Source organism: Oceanicaulis sp., from assembly GCF_051859625.1.
Classification (GTDB): Bacteria; Pseudomonadota; Alphaproteobacteria; order Caulobacterales; family Maricaulaceae; genus Oceanicaulis.
Genome location: NZ_JBHYFH010000001.1, coordinates 1542188 through 1565309, shown reverse-complemented (window position 1 = coordinate 1565309; position 23122 = coordinate 1542188). Strand labels below are relative to the sequence as shown.

The window sequence follows — 23122 nt, the reverse complement described above, 5'->3', positions numbered from 1 at the left end:
AGCGTCATGCACCCGTATGAAATCATCCGCACCGAGATGTTGCGCCGGATCAACGACCAGACCTGGCCGGCGGGTCACTCCTTGCCGCGTGAGGATGATCTGGCCGAGGAATTCGGCGTCGCCCGCGGCACAATCCGGCGCGCCTTGTCGAGCCTGTCTGAGGCCGGGCTGATCGAGCGCAAGCGCCGGGCCGGCACGCGCGTTGTGGACCGGCGCGGACACAGCTCCACCCTGACCATCCCCATCGTGCGTCATGAGATCGAAGCCCGCGGCGCTGTCTACGGCTATCAGCGCCTGTGTGTGGATGACGGCGCGTCATCGCCGCTGGACCAGACCCTGTTCAAGGGCGCGCCGCTACGGCATGTGCGCTGTCTGCATCTGAGCGACGGCAAGCCGTTCCAGCTTGAAGACCGGCTGATCAATCTCGACACGGTGCCTGAAGCGGCGGAGGCGCCCTTTGAGACGGTCAGCCCCAATGAATGGCTGGTCCAGCGCGCACCGTATTCCTTTATCCGGACCGCGCTGCGCGCCGAGCTGGCGCACCCCATCGATCAAGCCCATCTGGGCTTGCCCGCCAGCGATCCGGTCTTCGTGATCGAAAGGCAGACACGGTTCAGGGATGCGCCCCTGACCTTGGTCCGGCTCTCGCATGCGGCGTCCGCGTTTCAGATCGTCACCGAGACCGGCGACCTGGTCTGATCCAGCAGCCCTAGTTCACATTCACCAGATGGTGGATCCATTGGCGATGCCGCTCATAATGGCGGATCACATCGCGAATGACCTGCATTTTGGAATAGCCATAGATGCAATAGTGCTGACCGCCTTCGGTCAGAAAGACCTCGCCGCGTGAGTTCTGCTGGCTCGGGCTGGCGCCCGGCGCCGGCGCCTCATCATAGCTTTTCAGCTCAACGCCATAGATGAAATCAGGCTGATCCCCATGCTGGATCGTCAGCCAGACGCGATCCTGATCCTCGCTCCACTCCATCCGGGCGCTGAGCCCCTGACGCTCCATTTCGGGGATCACGTCCTGAAAAGCAGGCTCCACGGACTCCTTCATCCAGGCGCGGACATCATCAGGTTTGGGCGTGGAGAACATCAGCTTCAGCCGGGTCCGCCAAGGCACGGCGGCTCCTTCCACCGGCAATTGCGGCGCAGACTTCGCCCCGGCCTGACGCGCCGTCTCCATGGACCAGGCGCGCAGCAGCCCGATGAAGGCGAGGAAAATCACAAACGTGAAGGGCAGCGCCGCGGCGATCGTCGCCGATTGCAAAGCCGCCAGTCCGCCCGTCAACAGCAACACCGCCGCCACGACGCCTTCCAGAACCGCCCAGAAGAACCGCTGCCAGAGCGGCGGGGTCAAATCCCCGCCAGACGCCAGGGTCGCTTTCACCAGCGAGCCGGAATCCGATGAGGTGACGAAGAAGGTGGTCACCAGGATGATGGCGAGCACCGAAGTGATGGAACTGAACGGCAGACTCTCAAGGAAGGTGAACAGAACCAGAGGCGTATCCCCGTCCCGCACCAGCTGCAGCAAAGGCTCGGCCGTGCCGCTCACCGCCTGCAGAAGCGCCGTATTGCCGTAAATCGTCATCCACAGGAAGGTGAACAGAGTCGGGCCGAACAGAACGCCCAGAATGAATTCCCGGATCGTGCGGCCGCGCGAAATACGGGCGATGAACATGCCCACGAACGGCGACCAGGAAATCCACCAGCCCCAGTAAAACAGCGTCCAGTCATTCACCCAGACGCCGTCGCCATAGGCGTCGACATTGAAGGTCAGCAGCGCCAGCTGATCGATATAATCACCGATATTCTGAACATACGCGCCGATCAGGAACAGGGTTGGCCCAGCGATAAAGACGAAAACCATCAAGCCAATGGCGAGAAACAGGTTCAACTCGCTGAGCCGTTTGATGCCCGCGTCCAGCCCCGCCAGAACAGACGTCGTCGCCAGCGCCGTGATCAGCACGATCAGGACCACCTGGACCCAGGGTGCAATCGGTATGTCGAAGAGCGAGTGGAGACCCGCATTGATCTGGCTGACGCCATAGCCGAGCGACGTCGCCACGCCGAACAGCGTTCCCAGGATCGCCACCACATCGACCGCATGCCCGATCGGACCGTAGATCCGGTCACCGATCAGCGGATAGAGTGCGGACCGGATGGTCAAAGGCAGATTATGACGGAAGGCGAAATAGGCCAGGCTCAAGCCCACGATGGCGTAAACCGCCCAGGCGTGAATGCCCCAGTGAAAGAAGGTCAGGACCATGGCCTGTTCAGCCGCCGCGACCGTTTCAGGATCGCCATTGGGCGGCGAGACGAAATGGGTCAGCGGTTCTGCCACCGCGAAGAACATCAGGCCGATGCCCATGCCCGCCGAGAACAACATCGCAAACCAGCCCAGAAACCCGTATTCGGGTTCTGAATCGTCTGGCCCCAGCTTGATCCGCCCCCAGTCTGACAGCGCCACGATGACGGCGGCGACCAGGAATATGCCGACCCCGATCGAGTAAACCCAGCCGGCGTTCTCGGTGATGACGGCGCGGACATCGCCAAACAGGGCTTCCGCCTGATCGCCCGCCAACACCGCGTATGCGACGCCGGCGAAGATCAGAACAGCGGCCGGGATGAAGACGGCGGGTTCAAACTTTTTCATGGGCGAACGGTCTCTCTTCAGGAGCGGACGGCGGGTTCGGTCGGCGCATCCCTGCGCCAGTCGTCTCGTACAGGGCCGAGCGCCTCGCGCAGCGGGTCAAGCCAGGCGTCATACGCCTTCCACTGCTCAAGGCCTTTGGTGTTGATGGGCTGGCGCACCTGCTCGGAGCTGGCGGTGCGCACTTCGCGTTTGGTCTTGTGAAAGTCCACGCAGGCCTGCTCGAACGGCAAGCCGCAATAGTCGAGGATCCGGCGCACCTGGTTCTCCAGATCGCTGACCACATCCTCGTGGATCACCCGCAAAACCTGGCCCGGCATTACGGCGTCCCAATGGTCCATCAGGTCCACATAGCCGCGATAATACGCGCCGATTTCCTCGAGCCCGTAGGTGAACTCCTGGCCTTCGGCGAACAATTGCTTGAAGCCCGACACGCAGCACGCCATGGGATGGCGGCGCGCGTCGATGATCTTCGCCTTCGGCAGGATTTTCTTGATCAGGCCCACATGGCGGAAATTGTTGGGCATCTTGTCGGTGAAGAACGCCGCGCCCTTCCGATGAATGGCGGTTTCATCGAGATAGCGCCGCCCGAGCTTGCCCAGCTGGTCTTCGTCCAGCTCTGACAGGATGCGCGGATACCGCGTCTTGTCGCTGGCGCGATCGCGGCCGCGCAGTCCATGGCTGATCGAGATGATGTTGGGCAGCTCCAGCGTGCCGTCGACCTGACTATGAGACGCCAGAATCTGTTCGAGAAGGGTCGAGCCGGCACGCGGCAAACCCACGATGAAGATCGGGTCAGGCGCCGTATCGCCCCTGGGCGCCTCAGCGCTGAAAAGCGCGGGCGTGCAAAACTGCTTTTGCGCGTCGAACTCCACCATGATCTGTTCGGTGGTGTAGCGCGTCTGGCGGGTCTTGAGCGCGTTGCCGCGCTGATAATGGTCAAACGCCGCCTCAAACTCGCCCTCATCCTCGAACGCTTTGCCCAGCGCGAAATTGAGATTGATCCGGGTCTGAAGCGTCTGTCCCGCCCGCGCTTCTTCTCGCTGCATGACAGTGCGCTCATCAGCGGAAAATCGATAGGTTTTCAGATTAGCCAGGCCATACCAGGCGTCGCCATGAGACGGGTCGGACGCCCAAGCCGCCTGATAGGACTGAATCGCCGGTTCAGACCGGCCCCAGGTTTTCAAGGCATGCCCGCGCGAGGTTAGCGTCGAGGGATCACCCGGCGCACGCTCCAGAACCTCATCAAACAAGGCGACGGCCTGTTCATAATCACCGGTTTGCATGCGCTCGATGGCGAGTTGGGAGGCGAATACCGGGTTCTCTGGGTCGCGCTCATACAGCGCTTGCGCTTCGCCCAGCGCCTTTTCAAACTTCTGGCGCTTTCGCAGGATGCGGATGTAATCAACCCGCAGATCGGCGTTGTCAGGCTCAAACGACACAGCGCTTTCCAGCAGGAATTCCGCATCTTCCAGAACCCCGAGGCGCGAGCCGATCTCGGCCAGCAGCCGCATGCCGGCCACGTCCTTGGGATGCTTTGTGAGCCAGGACCGGCACAGGCTTTCCGCTTTCAGCAGCCGGTTTTCATGCAGATGGTGCATGGCCGCCTGAAGCGCAGGCGGCAAGGTCTTGATCTGTTGAGCTTGAACGCGCGCCAATCGGGCTTCGTCCCCGTGGCCGCTCGTGTCCAGAATGTCAGCTTGCGCAGTCCAGGCGGCATGCAAAGCCGGGTTGGCGCGCACCGCCGCGCGGTAACAGGCCAGCGCGCGGTCCCCATCACCCTGATCGCGATGCAGATGCCCCTCTTCCTGCAATCCACGCCCGAAATCAGGGGCGACCCGCAAGAGATGGTCCAGCGTAGCGCGCGCAGCATCGATCTGTTTGAGATAACGCTGACAGACCGCCGCCATGTACAAGGCGTCCACCATGTCAGGATCTGATTGCAACACCGGCTGCAACGCTATGAGCGCTGCGTCGAACGCGCCGGTTCGCATCTGCGTTTCAGCGGCGCGCAAGGCTGGTGAGTGCGGATCGTCAGTGGACATCACGTCTCCATAAAACACGATGGGCGTCCCATGCCAAATGGGACGCCGCACACGTGAGAACGCCCGGCCTGCGAAACAGGCCGGGCGTCAGAGCCTAGTAGGAAATGCCGAAGCGGATCCCGTAGGTCCGCGGACGCATCACGGTGACGCGTTCACGGTCATTGATGTAATTGTTGGCGAGCTCAGCATTTTCGTTGGTCACATTGTCCACGAACAGCTCAGCGCTCCAGGTTTCAGACGTCAGACCTGTGCGCAGGCCAAGCGTCGCATAACCCTCAACGTCCGCCGCGTTGATCTCGATGATGTCCGAACGGCTGTCGCTCGAATAGATCACCTGACCTTGCACATGGGCGGTCCAGCTGTTTTCAAGCTGCCACTCATAGCGAGCGCGCGCATTGAGCTGCAGGTTCGGCGCATAGGCCAGCTCCTCGCCCACGACCACGTCATTGGTCGGCACGAGCACTTCGGTGATCTCGCTGTCGAGGATCGAGAAGGCGCTCGAGACCGTCAGGCCCGGCACATTCGCCGGCGCCCAGGTCACATCGCCTTCAAGGCCCATGATCTCAGCGTCCGCCGCATTGTCCGAGAAGAACAAGTTGACGATGGACGGATCGAAAATGGTCGTTTGCAGGTCTTCGATTTCAACAAAGAAAGCGCTGCCGTTAAACCGGACCTGATCATCGAACAGGTCGAGTTTCCAACCCAGCTCGTAATTGGTCAGCTCGTCAGAATCGATGGCGAAGGGCACGGTGTAGCCGTTCGGCCCAGGCGCGCCGCCCGGACGGTTCAGCAGACCCGGACGGAAACCTTCCGAATAGGTCGCGTAAAACAGCATGCCGGCCGCCGGCGTCCAGGTGCCGGTCAGCTTGAAGATCGAGCCTTCACTCGCTGCAACGTCAGGCGCACGCGCCGCGTTGAAGATCTGCTGGGCCTGAGCCTGGCTGAGCGCCGGGTCGATCGCCAGAATGTCGGCGATGGACTGGGTGTCGTTATAGGTGATGTGGCGGCTGGTGTCGCACGTACCCCGGAAGGTGTACTGACCGTCTCCGTTATACAGGTCCGAAATGTCGGTGCCGAACGCGTTGGCGTCGGTCCCGCCGGAGTTACAGAACGACGCGTTCGCGCTGCCGGCCAGATCCACTTCGATATCGTAGTACCGCGCACCCGCCGTCACCGCAAAGACGCCCGGAACCAGGTCATAGCTGACCTCGCCGAACAGACCCATCTGCTCATCGGTGCGTTTGACGTCATTGCGGAAGATCACAGGCTCCGGGAAGGGCCCGCCATCAGACGTAAAGCCGGTCTGGAACGGAAAGTTCGGCGCAAACGGACCAAACGGATCAGCGTCAACGCTGCCGTAATAGGTGAAATCGTTGCGCTCTTGCACTTCGGTGCTGGAGTAGAAGCCGCCCGCCGTCACACGCCAGCGCTGATCCTGCGGCGTGTTGAAGCGCAGCTCATGGCTTTCAACCTGGGTGTTCGTGGTGGAAGCCACGACCGATTCCGGGCTGTAGCAGGTGCCCGACGGCGCTGCCGCGCCCGGATAGGTCACTGAGCCTTCACAGGTGTAGTACGGGAAGTACTGACCCACGAACATATACTCGGTGTAGTCGATGACCTGCTCGGAATCACGGTCGGTGAAGGCGCCGGTATAGACCACGTCCAGCATGGCCAGACGGCCTTCGAGCGTCCAGGACGCGTTGACGAAATCATCTTCCAAGAACTCGTCATTATAACGCTGAACGTCATAATCCTCGAGTTCGGGATCCTGGAAGAAGACGCCGTCGGTATCGAGCTGCTGGCTCATCGCCGAGACGGTGAGACGCCAGTCAGGATTGAACTCGTAACGGCCCGAAACCCGGAAGCCGGCATACGTGGTGTCGTTGAAATCATCTTCGACGAGCGCAGAATTGTCCGCGTCGATGAAGGTGACGGCCGACAGATCGGCGCCGGCCTGGAAGCCGCCGCGATTGGCGTTCACAGGCACGCCGTTGGAGCGCACCGTGCCGGACGGACGGAAACGTGCGGACTCAGACGTGTTCACCGTGCCGGCGACATTGTCGATATAGCCGCCCTGATGATCCCAGAAGCCCACCAGACGGAGCGCAAACTTGTCGCTCACCGGCACGTTGACCATGAGATCTGTGGAATAGCTCGCTTCACCACCCTCGGTGAAGGACAGGCCGAAATTGGCGGCCGCTTCATAAACACCCAGCAAAGGCTTGTTGGTGATCATGCGCACGGTGCCGGCCTGAGAGGACGCGCCGAACAGCGTGCCTTGCGGACCGGGCAGCACTTCCACGCGCTCAAGGTCCACAGCGTAAACGTCAAGATTCCGGCCCGGCTGCGCCAGCGGCTGTTCGTCGAGATAGAACGCCACGTTCGGCGCGAGGCCGGCGACGCCCGCCGTCGTCAGGTTCGGCGTGGTCGATGCGACGCCGCGGATGTAAATCGTGTTCTGGCCGGGGCCGCTACCGCCGGCGGTCACGCCGGGCAGCTGGACCAGATAGTCGGCGAAGACGTCCACATCGAGTTCAGCCAGATCATTTGCGCCGATCGCGGAGACGGCGACAGGGATGCTCTGGGAATCCTGCTCGGTCTTGGTCGCGGTGACGACAATGCGATCCACCTGCGCGCTCGCCATGCCGCCCATGGCGACGCCCATGGCTGCGGACAACATGGTGCTCGCGAGAACTCGTTTTTTGAGACTCATCTTTTAGCGCTCTCCAATTGATTATGATTATGCCGATCTAGACAAACCATGAGGCGCTGACCAGAATTACTTTCAACCGTAAGCTTTTGGCGTCTTGCCAAGTTGTCCGCATGACATTTGATTGAGTTTTTTTATAACAATAAATCAACTACTTGTATGAAAAGTGGCCGAAAAACAACACAACTCTAAAGTTCCCATCGCAAGCAAGTCCGAAGTCACACCCCTGGCGATCGCTTCCAATTGAAAGTTTCTGGATGCGGTATCCATGAGCCCGATCCTTGAAGGTTGCAGCATGCCCCCTGTCCGCTCCACATCTCTGGCCACCACGATCCTGATCACCTCAATCGTGCTGTCGGCGTGCCTGTCAAAGCCGCACTCGCAGATGGAAACCTCCCTGGACGAGTCTTTTCCTGACAGCGTGAACGCCTTCGGCGACGGCTTTCCTGACGCTGGCGCACCCTGCCGTCGCCTGGGCGAGTCCTCCGCCACGTCCGCATATCTCGATCACACGCGGACGCTGGCGGGATGCCTGTCTCGATCAGACGCCGAAGCTCTGGGAGGCGAGATTGTGGGACATCTTGACGGGGTGTGGCTGATCTCAATCCCGAACGAGCGCCCAACCCCTTGACGCAGCTGACGCCCCGGCGCTGAAAACGGCTATGCGCTGACTTGGAAACAACGCTAGCATCAAAGCGGCGAAGGGGGCATGCGGCCATGATGAAGACTTCTGTGCTCTATGGCGCAGGCGATGTCGCGTTCGTCATATTCTGGCAGGGCGCAGCGCTATTTCTGCTCTATTTCTATACCGACATTGTCGGCTTGCCCCCCCTGCTGGCAGGCGGCGTGATCTTGCTCGGCCTGATCTGGGACGGCGTCACCGACCCCGTGTTCGCCGCCCTTGCGGATCGCAAAATGGCGCAAGGTTTCGGCTATCTGAAAATGATAAGCCTCATCGCGCCCATTATCGGGATCAGCTATGTCTTGTTATTCACCAGCCTGGACGGCCCCCTTTGGCTGAAAGCAGGCTGGGCCTTGCTCACCCATTTGGCGTTTCGGACCGCTTTCGGGCTCGCGAGCATGCCCTATAACGCCCTGCCCACCCGATTGAGCCTGCAATCCTCGCATCGGGATATGCTGACGGCGGCGCGCGTTGTCGGCGCCGGTCTTGGCGGATTGAGCGTGGCCATCGCAACCCCCTTGATCGTCGCCGCATTCGGGACTGGCGTGACTTCATACACGCTGGCGGCGGGACTGTTCGGCGTCGTCGGAACAGGCGCGCTTCTGACGACGGGGCGCGGACTGACCGATCCTGGCGTCGCGCCCCTCACGCCCGAAGCCGACACGCCGGTCCATCTGGCGCTGCTGGGACTTGTTCGCTCTGTAAAAGCGAACCGCCCTTTCCAGCTGCTGCTGGGCGTGATGGTGACCGCCATGCTCGGTTTCGGGGCGTTTACGACGTCACTGGTGTATTTCGTCAACGCCTCGCCCATGATGGCCGATCTGGCGCCGGCGGCCCTGGCCGCGCCGACACTTGCGAGCATTCTCGCCGCCCCTGTCTGGCCGGTGATCGCCCGGCTGAAATCCAGGCGGGCGGCGCTGGTGTCCGGCATCCTCATCGCCGCCATCGCCCTGACCTCTCTTCTGGCGGCGAACTCCGCCTTGATGGTTCTGACGGGACTGGTCGTGGCGGGCGCCGGGCTGGCCGTAATCCCGGTGATGTTATGGTCCATGACAGCCGACACGGTGGATCACGGTCATGTGCTCACCGGGGAGCGTGTGGAGGCGCGCGCTTTCGGGCTGATGACCCTGGTTCAGAAAATCGCGAGCGGCATTGCGGTGCTTATCGTGGCGGCGGGTTTCACATTTTTTGAGCCTGCAGCCGTACAGGCTGAAACCCCGGCGCTCATCGCGCGGGTGTTCATCAGCGTGTTCCCCGCAGCCTGTCTGATCCTGACGGCCTGGATCGCCTCACGCTATCCGCTTGAGGCCAGAACCCATGCTGATGCGGTGAAAGCGCTGCAGCCCTAACCGAAGCACCCGCCCATTAGGGTGATTGCAGAGCGGGTTCGGCTTGGACACACTCCAGACTGCGCCTGATCGGCGACATCCGAGCTGCGAAAGAGAGCCATGTCCGACACTCCTCCGACCGCAGATCGTGATATGCGCGCCCATTCCACAAAGCTGCACCTGGCCCAGGCCCGGCTTCTGTATCAACGCAACACATCATCATGCCTGATCGTGGAAGCGGTCATCGTGTATCTCGCTGTGCTGATGATGCTGGCGGGAGATTTCGCCTATGGCGCGCTCTGGTTTGTCAGTACGTCCATAATGGTCGGGGTGGTCTGGCTGCACTCCCATCTCACGACGCGAAACGGGCTCACAGATACAAACGCCCGGGCCTATTTGAATCGACACACGCTTATCGCCGCTGCGACAGGCCTGACCTGGTCTGCGCTGGCCATAGGATACCTTGATCAGGACTCGCTGCTGCGCCTGTTCATCACCTTGAACATCGTGTGCTCCATCACGCTGGGCGGCATGGCCCCCAGCGCAGAGTACCGCCCTGCTTTCGTCAGTCTCTCGACGGCGATGATAGTCCCGTTTTCGCTCTATTGGCTTGTCGCGCTGGACGGACCTGTCAGAGGGATCGGGATTGGCCTTCTGTTCTTTTACGGATTTGGCCTGCTCGTCAGCGCCCGGGCTGAAATCCAGACCCGAGAGACCCTGGCGGCGGAACGTCAACGCAAACTCAGCGCACGCTTGCAGGCCAAGACCGAGGAATTGGAAAAGGCCAATTTCGCCAAATCGCGCCTGCTCGCGGCGACCAGCCATGACATGTCCCAACCCCTGCAAGCGCAAGGGTTTCTGATGACCGCGCTCCGAGCCTATCTCGACAAGCCCGAGCAACACGACATGCTGAACCGGATCGAGGCGGCGTGGCGGAGCCAGAAGGAATTGCTGGATGCGGTTCTGGAAGGCGCCCGCCTGGAAGGCGGCGCCGTACGCGCACAGAAGCACTCCGTCGCCCTCACCCCTCTGCTCGATGACATCTGCTCGGTGTTTGAAAATGAAGCCGCCCGGCGCGGCGTCAGCTTGCACCGTTGCGGGTCAGACATGGCCGCCTACACAGACCCCGCGCTGCTGGCGCGGGTGGTGCGCAATCTGACCGCCAACGCCGTCAAATTCACACCGTCCGGCGGTCGCGTCGAGATCTGGTCGCGCGAGAACGGGGACGAGGTGATTGTCGAAGTGATCGACAGCGGCCCCGGCGTCTCGGAAGCGGACCATGCGCGCATCTTTGACGCCTATGTCCGCCTTGCCCCTGAAGGCGGCGAAGGATTGGGACTGGGCTTGTCGATCGTGGAAAGTCTCGCGGCCGCGCTTGAAGCGCCGTTGCATTTCATCAGCGCGCCCGGCGCCGGGACGCGTGCGGGCCTGACGCTGCCGTCCACGCCGCCGGTCACGGTGCAGACCATGGAGGCCGCGCCAGGCGAGACCCCTGACGCTCTCAGCGGCGCCCCGCTTGTTCTGGTGATCGAGGATGACGACGCCGTGCGCGACGGCCTGTCCCATCTGCTGACCGAATGGGGCTGCCGCGTCATCGCGGCTCAGAGCGCCGAGCAAGCCTTGACCTTTGTCGCCCTGCTGGCGACGACGCCGGATTTCGCCGTCATCGACAAGAGGCTTGGCGATGGGGCCGATGGCGTCACCGCCCTGAGTCAGGTGCGCGAGGCGGTTGGACAGAGCTTTCCGGCCGTGTTGCTGACAGGTGATTTGACGGGGTTTGACGCCGCCGGGACCGAGGCGGGCTTAAGCGTCCTGGCCAAACCGGCTGATCCTGACCAATTGCGTGCGCTGATCGCCAGCGCGACCACGCAAGCCAGCCAGATTCGCGTCTAGATCAGGCCGAGCTGCTGCGCCTTGCGGACTGCGCCCGTACGGGTATTTGCGCCCAGGGTTTCATAAAGGGCGCGCAAATGAGACTTCACCGTGTTCTCGCTGATGCCCAGCGTTTCAGAGATATCCCGGTTCGTCGCGCCCTGACCGATCAGGGCCAGAACCTGTTGCTGGCGCGCCGCCAGCACCGGGGCCTGGAAATCCGAGGCGAGACCCTCCGCGTCTTCCGCGGCTTCGAGGTCAAACAGCGTCCCGCCCGCCAGCAAGGTCTCGATGGCGTCCAGAAGATCATCCTGACCAGCGCTCTTGTGCAGAAATCCGTTCGCGCCAAGCGCCCGCATTTCCGCCAGCGGCGGCGCATCCGCCATGCCCGACAGCATCAGGACAGGCGCCTTGGAGCCATGCTGTCGCAAGGCTGACAGCAGCGCCAATCCGTTCATCTGCTTCATCACCAGATCCAGAATGAACAGATCGGGCGACAGGCCGTTCGCCAAAGCCTTCAGAAACACCTCTGGCGCGTCATACACGTGAATGTCGTAAGGCCGCGCTGATGCATCATTCAGCGCGACGAAGCCGTCTGCGAACATCCGATGATCGTCGATAATGACGAGCCTGGCGGGTCTTTGAGCCATTGTGTGCGGCGTCCAGGCGCGCCTGGATTCTCCTTATGAAGATGAGTGGACCATAGGTGGCGCAGGCCCCGTGTCAACGCGGTCATTTGGCCCCCACTCACCCGAAAGGGTGAGGCGAAACGGACACATAGGCAGAAGTAAACAGCACGTTAACCATCTGATGCGCCTTACGAACCGCTCACTCACCCGAACGGGCGATTGCGCGGTTCCGCCCCCTGATCATTGTCGCCTGCATATCGAAACAGGCGTTGATCCGCAGAACCTTGACCGGGCCTGCGGGCGGCGTGCGGTCCGCCCGCCCATCGGGCGCCGCCGCCAGCCATTGGGGGGAGGGCGTCATGCTTTCTAGACTACATCGCACAATCGCCACAGGCGCTATCGCCAGCTTGATCGCGCTGACCGGTACAGCCGCCAGCCTGGCGCAGCAGGTCTTTTCCGTGACGCTGCGAACCGAAGGATCATGCACGGCCTCGAACCCAACCATATTCGACGTCAGAGCCTATATTCCGACCTCCACCACCAACGACACAGGCGATGGTCGCGATCTCTGGCACTATTACCTGCTGGACCACAATAAGACGGTGCTGGGACGCAACAGCATCGCGATCACCATTCCTTATGCGAACCCGAACGCAATCCGCTCTGTGGCGACCAACGCCGACCCGGCCGTCGGTCTATTCACGGTCATGTTGCGTAACGAAGATGCTGGCTTTGATCTGAATGTGGGCGACACCGCCGACACCACCGCCTCGCTGGTGCGCGCCTTGTATCAATTTAACGCCTCTCTTTACGACTCTGATTGCCCGGGCTTGCCCGACACCACCGCCCCGAGACCCACCTCCATCGTCCGGCAGACGCCTGCAGCCGAAGCGACCAACGCGGACTCCCTGACCTGGCGGGTCAGCTTTGACGAAGCCATGCAGAATGTGGACGCTGCCGACTTCGCCGTGACCGGCACGACGGCGTCTTTGTCGATCAACCCGGTTTCCACGTCTGTCTATGATGTCACGGCTTCGGGCGGGGATCTCGCTGATCTGAGCGACTCCGCCTCCCACACCACCGTTTCCCTGGGCTTTTCAGCCGGTCGGGATCTGACCGACCTGGCGAGCAACGCTCTGTCGAGCACGACGCCCAGCGGCGCGCACGAGCACTATAACGTGAACAATCTGGCGCCCGTATTGGCCGGCATCACGCGCGCAGCCCCGTCCCAGGAACTCACGAATTCGGACGCCCTGATCTGGGAATTCGAGTTCTCACAGATCCCTGACTCGATGAGTTTGACGGCGGCGGACTTCACGCTGACCGGAACCACGGCCAGCCTCGTCGTCAACCGGTATCCAGATGGATTCAATGTCACCGCCACCGGCGGAGATCTGGCAACCCTGAACGGCACAGTCTCCATCAGCCTCAAGGATGGCTTCGTGACCGATTACGGCAACGCCATGGCGACAGGCGCGCCGTCCGGGACCAATGAAAACAGCTTTGTCGTCGACAATGCCGCCCCGACGGTCACCAGCATCGACCTGTACTCGGGCACGACCACTCCCACGGGAGCCGATGTCGTCTCCTGGCTGGTCACCTTCAACGAGGCGATGAACCCGAGCTCCATCACCAGCGCCGATTTTCAAGTGTCCGGCACCACGGCCACTCCCACTGTCAGCCATGTGACGGATTCCACTTATGAAATCTCGCTCGCCAATGGCGATATCGCTACGATGAACGGTTCGGTCGCGCTGAGCTTCGCCACTGGAGCGGTCATGAGCGACACAGTGGGCAATGCGCTCGTCAGCACGACCGTCAACGGGACGAACAACAACACCATCCAGATGGTCAACGACAGCCTCGCGCCGACCGTCACCTCCATCGTGCGCTCCACCCCGGCCACCGAAAACACCAACGCGGATTCTCTGACATGGCGTGTGAGCTTTAGCGAAGTGGTTCGGAATGTCTCGGCAGACGATTTCACGGTTAGCGGCACGACCGCCACAGTTACGACAGTCGACACGACAAGCTCACCAAGAGCGTTTGCGTCTCCGGCGTCTGCGTCGCCCAGCGGGTCCCGTTCAAGCGCTTCCTATCTTGTCACCGCATCGGGCGGCGATCTGGCTTCTGTCGCAGAAAGCACGGTATCGCTCGGCCTCTCCAGCTCCCATAACATAACAGACGACGCGTCCAACTCCCTGACCGTGACCACACCCGGCGGCGCGAACGAGAGCTATAATGTCCGCAATGCGGCGCCGGTTCTGGCCAGCATCACGAACAACACGCCCACGGCGTTGGTGACCAATGCCGACAGCCTGACCTGGGACTTCCAGTTCTCCGAGATTTCCAGCTCGATGAGCCTGGCGCCGTCTGACTTCACGCTGACGGGAACGACTGCAACACTCAGCGTCACGCGGTATTCCATCGGATTTTATGTCACAGCTTCAGGCGGCGATCTGGCGGACCTGGATGGCATCGTCCGGATCGTGCTCAATAACGGCATTGTTGATGAGTACGGCAACGCCATGGCCACGGCCGTCCCGACGGGAACCTACGGTAACAGCTATATTCTCGACAACACAGCTCCGACGATCGCCAGCGTTGACCTGGATCCCGGAACAGTCTCGCCCACGGACGCCGACACGGTCTCCTGGCGTGTGACGTTCAGCGAAGAACTGTCTCAAAACCAGCTCACAGCAGCAGATCTTGTGATCACTGGCACGACCGCCACCCCGACCATCACCTATACTCTCAGCAAGCCGGAATATTATCTGGTCACCCTCGCCAATGGCGATCTGGCCAATATGAACGGCACGATCTCTCTGGCGGTCGCGCCGGGCAACTCCATCACCGACGACGCCGGGAACACTCTGCCGAGCACCCGTGTGACGGGTGTGAACAACAACACCATCGTGATGATCAATGATGCGGACGCGCCGAGCGTGACCCTCTCAAGCAGCGCCAGCGGCGATGTTTCAGGCGCTTTCCCTGTAACCGTCCAATTCAGCGAGGCCGTCAACGGCTTCAACGCCAACGACCTCTCCGTCAGCAATGGCGTGGTCTCCGGCTTCAACGCCGTCAGCACATCGCAATACACCGCCGAAATCACACCCGACGGCGACGGCGCTGTGACTGTGAGAGTTCGAGCCAATGGCGCGTCTGACGACGCCGGCAATGGCAACACCGCCTCAAATACGCTCTCCATGACGGCGGACACTGTCGCGCCCACCGCGGTTCTGTCCGCTTCTATCGGTAAGGTGGCGTCAGGCCCCTTCGAATTGTCTGTCACCTTCTCGGAAGCCGTCAGCGGCTTCACACTCGATGATCTTGAGGTGACCGGGGCCGTCGCAAGCGATATGGCCGGTTCAGGCGCAGCCTACACGCTGGTGCTCACCCCGGATAACGCCGAGATCGTCACAGTCCGTATGGCTGCGGGCATGGCGGCGGACGCCGCCGGCAACACCAACCAGGCGGCTGAGGACTTCTCCATCAAAGTGGATGCTGACTCGCCGTCCCCGGTTCTAAGCGGCCCCGGCGAGACCGTCGAAGGCTCCTTTGACCTCTTCATCGACTTTGGCGAACCCGTCACCGGGTTCAGCATGGACGCCCTGGTTCTCAGCAACGCTGACGCCACTGACCTCGTCACCCTGGATGACGGCCGCTTCAGCGTCACCATCACCCCGCGCACAGTGGGACTGATCGACATCCGTCTGCCGGTCGGCGCCGCCAAGGACGCCGCGGGCAATGACAGCCTCGAAGCCCGTCTGGGCGTTGAAACCGTCGCCCCGCCCACTGAAGTGGTTGTGGAAGTGACCGCAGACACACCCGATCCCACAACAGTCTCCGCGCAAGCGAGCGTGACCAATCCAGGCTCCCAAGCCATCCCGTTCCGCGCCTTCGCCGATGTGAGCTGGCTGATCGTCACGCCTGACAGCGGCGTCGTCCCGCCGCTGGGCGAAATCGACTTCACGGTGGAAGTCACCAATGCGGTCAATGACCTGCCGCCGGGCGATTACACCGGCACGGTGACGGTTGTCCGCGAGAGCGCCACGGGGACCTCCAGCGTCAGCGCGCAGTCCGCCACCATCCAGGAAACGATCATCATCGAAATCCCCATCTCCCTGTCGCTGGAACCGCGGTACGGCTCGGTGACTCTGGTCGCCAAGACGGCCTCTGGCCTGTCAGGCGACACCGGCTTTAGCTATTCAAGCGACATCACGGAGTTTGACGGCCTGACCCTGACCCCGCAGACGGGTTCAGCGCAGGCTGCGATCTCCGAGCTGATGTCAGGGACCTACACGCTCACCCAGAGCATCCCGCAAGGCTGGCGCGTGGAGTCCATCAGTTGCGCAGGCGATCTGGATGGCGGCTCCAGTTTTGACGCCGAACAGGGCGTGGCGGTGATTGATCTTGATCCCGACGAAGCCCTGGTGTGCACGTTTGAAAACGCCCGTGATGAAGACCTGGTGCGGCTGGCCACCCAACGCGCCATCCGCAACTTCATGCTGCGCCGTGCTGACCGCCTGATTGAAGCCGCGCCGGACCTGTCACACCGGTTTGAAGCGCGGGAAACAACCCAGCGCGGCGCCTTCGCCGCTCAAGTGGAAGGCTCCGGCCGCTATCAGATGAGCCTGGCCGGTTCTTTGGCGGGCGCCCGCAACGCCGCAGCGCAGACGCCGTCCGGCATGAACGGCCCCGGCAACCCGGAACGCCCCGTGCTTGAAAACTGGGATGTCTGGTTCGCCGCTGAACTGTCCGGCGTGTCCGACAACCGGGCGGGTGAACGCGCGAACAGTGATTTCGGCGTCGCTCAGCTGGGGGCTGATTATCAGCTCTCTGACGATCTGATCATCGGCGCCCTGCTGCAGTATGACTGGATGGATGAGCGTGCGGGCGAAATCTTCGCCGAGGCGGGCGCCCTTCGCGGCGCACGCACCGAAGGTCAGGGCTGGATGGTCGGTCCTTACACCGTCTGGCGCATGACCCAGTCCCTGACGCTCGACGCGATGGCGCTGTACGGCCAGTCCGACAACACCGTCGACCCGCTGGGTTATTATCAGGACGATTTCGAGACCGACCGGTTGATGGTCCGCGCCAATCTCAGCGGCGAAGTCGCCAAAGGCCCGTGGCGCCTGCGTCCCCAGGCCGGGATCACCCATTTTGAAGAGCAGCAGAAAGGCTATGTGGACTCTCTGGGCTTTGACATTCCCGAGCAAAGCGTCGCCCTGGGCCGCTTCCGGGCCGGGCCTGAAATCGCCTGGCGCCGTGAAACCTCTGACGGCGGCTGGGTGGAAATCAACACCAGCGTGGCCGCGGTCTGGGATTATCGCTCAGCCGAGCTGATCAATGAGCAAGGCGGCTTTAATGGCGGAGATGCGCTCCGGGCCGACGCCCGGGTGGGCATTGCGGCGCAGACGGGCTGGGGCGCCAGGGTGCGGCTCGAAACCGGGCTGTCCGGCCTGGGAGTCGGCGAGTTTGAAGCTCGAAGCGCCCGGATCGAAGTCCGCATTCCCTTCGGCGCACGCTCCGCGGGCGGCGGCGGCGGAACGCGCTTCGCTCAGGAAGGACCGCCCGCATTCAACGAGGCTTGCCTGAACGTCCAGTCCGGATTCGAACAGGCTGTCCGCGGACATGCAGGCTGTCTCTGACGCCTGCACCCACCCGCCCGGAGGCTGCAGAACTCTACGGGCCCATGCAGGCGGGCGCCTTGAACAAAGGCGCCCGCCTCAATCGCCTGAGAGCACGAGTGAACGCAAGGTTGGGTCCTGGCCCAGCTCATCAATCAGCCAGCGTTCAAATGCGGCGACTTTCTCCAGCCCGCGCTTGGCGTAAGGCGTCGCGAAATACCAGTTTCCCGGCAAGGCGGTGCGCCGATCCGGAAACAGCTCCATCAACGCGCCGCTTTCAAGTTCGGCTTCTGCGAAGGGTTCGATCGCCAGCGCGACGCCCATTCCGCCAACCGCCGCGTTCAAAGCCAGGTCATAACTGTCAAACAGACCTTCACCGGCCGGACTGACCCCCGACAGGCCGGTCGCCGTCAGCCAGGTCGACCAATCATCAGCAGACGGATAAACCTGCAGCAAGGGATGGTCGCGCAGGTCTGACGGTTCCGAGATGGGGCCGAACCGTTTGACATACTCAGGGCTCGCCACCGGAAACACCTGGGAATTGAACATCGGCCGATAGGCGACTTGCGGGTCTTGCGGGTGCCCGATCATGATGCAGGCGTCCACCGCATCCACATTGAAATCCACATCGCTTTGTGAGGTCACCAGGCGGATGGGTTTCTGTCCGGTCGCCCGGCTGTACTTCGCCAGACGCGGCACAAGCCAGCGAATGGCGAAGGTGGAATAGGTCTGCAAGGTCAGACAATTGCCGGTGTCAGACAACAGGTCTTCGGTCGCTTCCAGAATGCGTTCGATTCCGCGCATCACGCCAAACGCATAACGCTCGCCTTGCGCGGTCAGGACCACGCCATTGCGGTCACGCTGCATGAGGCGGCAATTGAGCTCGCTCTCCAGACGGCGAATCTGGTGGCTGATGGCGGAGGGCGACACATTCAGCTCTGCAGCGGCCGCCTTGAAGCTGCGCAGGCGCACCACGGCCTCAAAGGCGCGAAGAGAAGCGAGGGGCGGCAAGCGTCGCTGCATGAATAAACGTCTGACTGGCTTGAAAAACGAACAGATAGTCGTGCTTGATGTCCCCTCGCGTCAAACACAAACATCGGAGCCTTTCATGACTGCAGCCCGCTCACGCCCGCGGCCGACCCTGGCCGGACGAAGCGGCCGCACCTTGGCGTCCTGGGTGGAACGTGAACCGCAGGCCGCACTCGCAGCGGCGCAATCAGAGCGCCTGAAGGCGCCTGAGAACCTGCTGGCGATGCATGTGGAAGTGGAGGCGACGCGCCGGATGGGCGACCCGAAGCGGGCGCTGGAACTGGCGGATGCGGCCCTTGGCCGACATATCGGACACCCCGCGCTGACGCTTGAGGCGGCGCGGGCCCTGGCGGAGCTGGGACAGCTTGCAGACGCGATCAACCGCGTTGAAGCGCTGACGAACGCCGTACCGGACTTTGCGCCAGCCTGGCGCACGTTGGCCGAGCTGCGCGAGAAAGCGGGCGACAAGGCAGGCGCGCTGGACGCCGCACGGCGCCAGGCGGAGGCCAGCGCACGCCCGCCTGAATTGATCGAAGCCGCCGAGCTGATCCAGGCCGGAAAGCTGGGACGCGCCGAACACCTCCTGCGCAGCTTCGTCAAGGCGCATCCGACCGATGTGTCCGGCATTCGCCTGCTTGCGGACGTCGCCCTGCGGCTGGGCGTGCTGGAAGACGCCAGACGGTTGCTGGAACGCGCGCTGGAGCTGGCGCCGGACTTTCACATGGCGCGGCATGATTACGCCAATTGCCTGATCAAACTGCAGAAGTTTGATGAAGCCGAGCAGGAGCTGGCCGCTCTCGCCCAAGCGGAACCCGATCACCCCGGTCACAGGGTCCTTTTGGCGCTGCTCCGCGTCAGAACCGGCCGCCATGAAGACGCTTGCGAGATTTATGCGCGTATCCTGGCTGACAACCCGCATCAGGCCCGCATTCAAATGAGCTATGGCCACGCCCTGAAAACCATTGGTCGACGCGATGACGCCATCAAGGCTTACCGCGCCGCGATCGAGGCGGAGCCGACGCTGGGCGAGGCGTATTGGAGCCTCGCCAATCTGAAGACCGTCACCTTTGACGACGCTGACATCGCGCGTATGCGCGAAGCGCTCTCTCAGGGTGAGATCAATGTCCAAGACCGCTATCATCTTCAATTCGCGCTCGGCAAAGCGCTGGAAGACAAAACTGATTTCCCTGACGCTTTCAGGGCCTACGAAGCCGGGAACGCGCTGCGCCGCAAAACCGTGCTGTATGACGCCGACCGCACACGGGCTGAAACCGATCGCGTGACGCAATTCTTCACAGCAGCGTTTTTCGAAGCGCGCAAGGATTGGGGCGATCCGTCGCCCGACCCCATTTTCATTCTCGGTCTGCCGCGCTCCGGCTCGACCTTGCTTGAACAGATACTCGCCAGCCACCCCGAGATCGACGGCACGTTCGAGCTGCCCGACATCATCTCCATCGCCCGCCGTTTGTCAGGCAAGAAACATCGAACCGATGAGTCCGTGTATCCCGGCATCCTGGAAACGCTTGGCCGGGACGAGATTCGTGCGCTCGGAACCGAGTATCTTGACCGTACGGCGACGCACCGGCAGGGCGCGCCGTATTTCATCGATAAAATGCCCAATAACTGCATGCATGTGGGCCTGATCCGGCTGATCCTGCCCAACGCGAAGATTATCGATGCGCGCCGGCATCCCCTCGCCTGCGGCTTTTCGAACTTCAAGCAACTCTTCGCCCGAGGGCAGAACTTCAGCTATGATCTGAAGGACATAGGCCAGTATTACGCAGACTATCTGCGGGTGATGCGAGCCTTTGACGCGGCGCAACCGGGGGCGGCCTTACGGGTGATCTACGAAGATCTGGTCGCAGATTTCGAGCCCAGCGTGCGCCGCCTGCTCGCCTATGTCGGTGTTGAGTTCCATCCAGATTGCGTGAACTTTCACTCAACAGATCGTGCTGTGCGCACCGCGAGTTCAGAGCAAGTGCGGCAGCCCATTTACCAAAGCGGAACAACTCAGTGGCTAAATTTTGAGGACCAACTCGGCCCCTTGAAGACTGTCCTGAAATCCGAGCTGACCCCCCAGAGAAACTGGGACAGGTGAATTTGATTCACCTATACGCGAGATTTTTCCGGTCGTCGGCCTGACCGTCCCTCCCCTATGGTCTGAGAGAAATGCGCATGAAATGACGCATCGTTAGATCGAGGGAGGACGCACAATGGCAGGTTCTGAAACGGCCCTGAACCCGCGCGCCAAAGGTGCGCGCGCAAAATGGTTGATGACCACCACATGCGCGGCTGCGCTGGGTCTGCCCGGAGTCGCGCTGGCCCAGACGACCGCTGAGTCTGACGCTGCGCCCCGCCGGATCGAAGTGATCACGGTGACGGCTCAGAAGCGCGAGGAAAGCCTTCAGGACGTGGCCTTGAGCGTTCAGGTGCTCGACAACACCTTCCTCGATCAGCAACAGATCACCGACTTTGAGGAATACGCCCAGCTCCTGCCCAGCGTCTCGTTCAACGCCGTCGGACCGGGCTCGGCCCAGATCTACATTCGCGGCGTCTCTGACGGCGGCGACGGCAACGCCTCGGGCTCCCAGCCCAGCGTGGGGCTTTACCTCGACGATCAACCCGTCACCGCCATCGGCCGCAATCTCGACGTTCACATCTACGACGTGTCGCGCATCGAAGTGCTGGGCGGCCCGCAAGGCACGCTGTACGGCGCGAATTCGCAGGCCGGCACCCTGCGCATCATCACCAATGCGCCGGACCGCAGCGGTTTTGAAGCGGGCTATGATCTGTCCACGGAAAGCGTCAGCGAAGGCGGCGTGGGATATTCCGCCGAGGGCTTCGTCAACCTGCCGCTGGGCGACCGCGCGGCGCTGCGCCTGGTCGGCTGGCATGACCAGTCCGCAGGCTATATCGACAATGTCCCCGCCACGCAGACCTTCTCACGGTCCGGGATCACCGTGGACAATGCAGCCTATGCGGAGGAGGACTTCAATGAAGAGACCACGTCCGGCGCCCGCGCCGCGCTGCAGATCGATCTCGACGACAACTGGACCCTGACCGCCCGCGCCCTGCATCAGACGCAGGAAACCGAAGGCGTCTGGGATCATGACCCTGAAGATGTGGGCGATCTGGAAGTCGCGCGGTTTTTCAATGACCGCTCCGAAGACACCTTCACCCAGGTCGGCGCGACCATCGAGGGCAATATCGGCGGCGTGGACCTGACCTATTCGGGCTCCTATCTCGATCGCGAAGTCGAGTATGACAATGATTATTCCGCCTATGCGGAATATTCGTCCTTCATCGACTATTACACCTGTTATTACGCTTATGACTCAGCGGCCGGCGCGTATGATTTTTACGCCTGTGAGGATCCGCGGATCCAGTATCAGGACCGCAGCCAGTATACCCGCGACAGCCATGAATTCCGCATCGCGACGCCCCAGCAAAACCGCCTGCGCCTGATCGCGGGCGTCTTCTACCAGCGCGCCGAGCATGATTTCGACTTCGACTGGAACATCCCGACCATCAAGCCGGGCATGGCGGTGGACGGCGGCACGGCCTATTTCACCACCAATCAGGTGCGCGAAGACACGGAAGCCGCCCTGTTTGGCGAGCTCTCCTATGACCTGACCGACAGGGTCACCGCCACATTGGGCGGACGCGTGTTTGACACCGAAAGCTCGATCCAGGGCTTTGTCGGCACCGTGTTCACCGCCAATCCTGAAGTAGATGTGGAGCAGTCTGAATCGGGCAGCCTGTACAAGTTCAATCTGACCTGGCAGCCCAGCGCCGACCGCCTGTTCTACGCAACAGTCTCTGAGGGCTTCAGGCCTGGCGGGGTCAATCGGGCCTCGACCTCCAACATCCCCGGCACGTATGACTCCGACCTGATCACCAATTACGAGTTCGGGTGGAAGACGACGCTGGCGGATGGGATCCTGCGCTTTAACGGCTCGGCCTTCCTGATGGATTGGGAAGATGTCCAGTTCACCCGCTTTGATCCGTCTGAATCCCCGCTGGGACTGACCCAGAACGCGGGTCAGGCGCAAGTGCTCGGCCTTGAAGCGGATGTCAGCTGGCTCGCGACGGACGCGCTGACCCTGACGGGCGCGGTGACGCTCTTGCAGGCGGAGCTGAGTGAAGACTTCACCCAGAACATCAACGCGGCGACGCCCGATGCGCCGGACGGTACGGAGCTTCCGTACATTCCGTCCGTCAAAGGGTATCTGAACGCCCGTTACGAGTTCGCCTGGCGCGACTTTGACGCGTTCTGGAACGTGCGCGGATCCTATGTCGGCAAATCCTACAATGACCTGTTCATCGCCTCGCGGTCCGAGCAGGACGCTTACGCCTTGCTGAACCTGTCGGCGGGGCTGAGCCGGTCGAACTGGACCGTCACCGCCTATGTGCGCAACGCCACGGATGAACGCGCCGAGCTCTATCGCAACGCGACAGATTTTGACAGCCGCATCACGACCAACCAACCGCGCACCTTCGGGCTTAGCCTGTCCCAGCGGTTCTAGTGCTTGGCTCTGACGAGC

At 61.9% G+C, this 23122-nt stretch carries 12 protein-coding genes; 7 read left to right on the top strand and 5 right to left on the bottom strand.

Going from position 1 to position 23122, the window contains the following annotated elements; genetic code table 11:
- Positions 1-6 precede the first annotated feature (6 nt).
- Entirely contained in the window at positions 7-699 is a 693-nt protein-coding gene (locus tag ACTIGF_RS07520) for a GntR family transcriptional regulator (RefSeq protein ID WP_439636269.1), read from the top strand.
- Between the two features lie 10 nt (positions 700-709).
- Here the strand turns inward: ACTIGF_RS07520 and ACTIGF_RS07515 are convergent, their stop codons facing one another.
- From ACTIGF_RS07515 to ACTIGF_RS07505, 3 genes are all read right to left on the bottom strand, one after another.
- Complete coding sequence (locus ACTIGF_RS07515; RefSeq protein WP_439636268.1) at positions 710-2656, bottom strand: BCCT family transporter; 1947 nt, start codon at positions 2654-2656, stop codon at positions 710-712.
- Positions 2657-2673: 17 nt separating this feature from the next.
- Complete coding sequence (locus ACTIGF_RS07510) at positions 2674-4698, bottom strand: tetratricopeptide repeat-containing sulfotransferase family protein (protein ID WP_439636267.1); 2025 nt, start codon at positions 4696-4698, stop codon at positions 2674-2676.
- A gap of 94 nt (positions 4699-4792) precedes the next feature.
- The gene (locus ACTIGF_RS07505) at positions 4793-7411 is read right to left on the bottom strand and encodes a TonB-dependent receptor (protein ID WP_439636266.1); all 2619 of its coding nucleotides are present in this window, start codon (positions 7409-7411) and stop codon (positions 4793-4795) included.
- A gap of 265 nt (positions 7412-7676) precedes the next feature.
- On the opposite strand from ACTIGF_RS07505, the gene ACTIGF_RS07500 reads away from it, so the two are divergent.
- The 3 genes from ACTIGF_RS07500 (at position 7677) to ACTIGF_RS07490 (ending at position 11311) form a co-directional block, all read left to right on the top strand.
- Positions 7677-8039, top strand: coding sequence for a hypothetical protein (locus ACTIGF_RS07500; RefSeq protein ID WP_439636265.1), 363 nt, complete (start codon positions 7677-7679; stop codon positions 8037-8039).
- Between the two features lie 86 nt (positions 8040-8125).
- Positions 8126-9439: an MFS transporter gene (locus tag ACTIGF_RS07495; RefSeq protein ID WP_439636264.1), complete on the top strand. Its 1314-nt coding sequence runs from the start codon at positions 8126-8128 to the stop codon at positions 9437-9439.
- 99 nt (positions 9440-9538) lie between these two features.
- Complete coding sequence (locus tag ACTIGF_RS07490; protein WP_439636263.1) at positions 9539-11311, top strand: hybrid sensor histidine kinase/response regulator; 1773 nt, start codon at positions 9539-9541, stop codon at positions 11309-11311.
- Here ACTIGF_RS07490 and ACTIGF_RS07485 read toward each other — a convergent pair.
- Positions 11308-11940 (bottom strand): response regulator, encoded by a 633-nt coding sequence (locus tag ACTIGF_RS07485; RefSeq protein ID WP_439636262.1) that lies wholly within the window; start codon positions 11938-11940, stop codon positions 11308-11310. The genes ACTIGF_RS07490 and ACTIGF_RS07485 overlap by 4 nt on opposite strands.
- A 338-nt stretch (positions 11941-12278) precedes the next feature.
- Between ACTIGF_RS07485 and ACTIGF_RS07480 the strand changes: the two genes are divergently transcribed.
- Positions 12279-17570 carry an Ig-like domain-containing protein gene (locus ACTIGF_RS07480; protein WP_439636261.1) on the top strand — a complete coding sequence of 1764 codons (5292 nt, stop codon included), beginning with the start codon at positions 12279-12281 and terminating at the stop codon, positions 17568-17570.
- Between the two features lie 78 nt (positions 17571-17648).
- On the opposite strand, the gene ACTIGF_RS07475 is transcribed toward ACTIGF_RS07480, so the two are convergent.
- The gene (locus ACTIGF_RS07475; protein ID WP_439636260.1) at positions 17649-18572 is read right to left on the bottom strand and encodes a LysR substrate-binding domain-containing protein; all 924 of its coding nucleotides are present in this window, start codon (positions 18570-18572) and stop codon (positions 17649-17651) included.
- Positions 18573-18657: 85 nt separating this feature from the next.
- Here ACTIGF_RS07475 and ACTIGF_RS07470 point away from each other — a divergent pair, with 85 nt between their 5' ends.
- A complete protein-coding gene (locus ACTIGF_RS07470) occupies positions 18658-20676 on the top strand; it encodes a tetratricopeptide repeat-containing sulfotransferase family protein (RefSeq protein WP_439636259.1) in 2019 nt (672 codons plus the stop codon).
- A 115-nt stretch (positions 20677-20791) separates the two neighbouring features.
- Positions 20792-23104, top strand: coding sequence for a TonB-dependent receptor (locus tag ACTIGF_RS07465; protein WP_439636258.1), 2313 nt, complete (start codon positions 20792-20794; stop codon positions 23102-23104).
- Positions 23105-23122 lie beyond the last annotated feature (18 nt).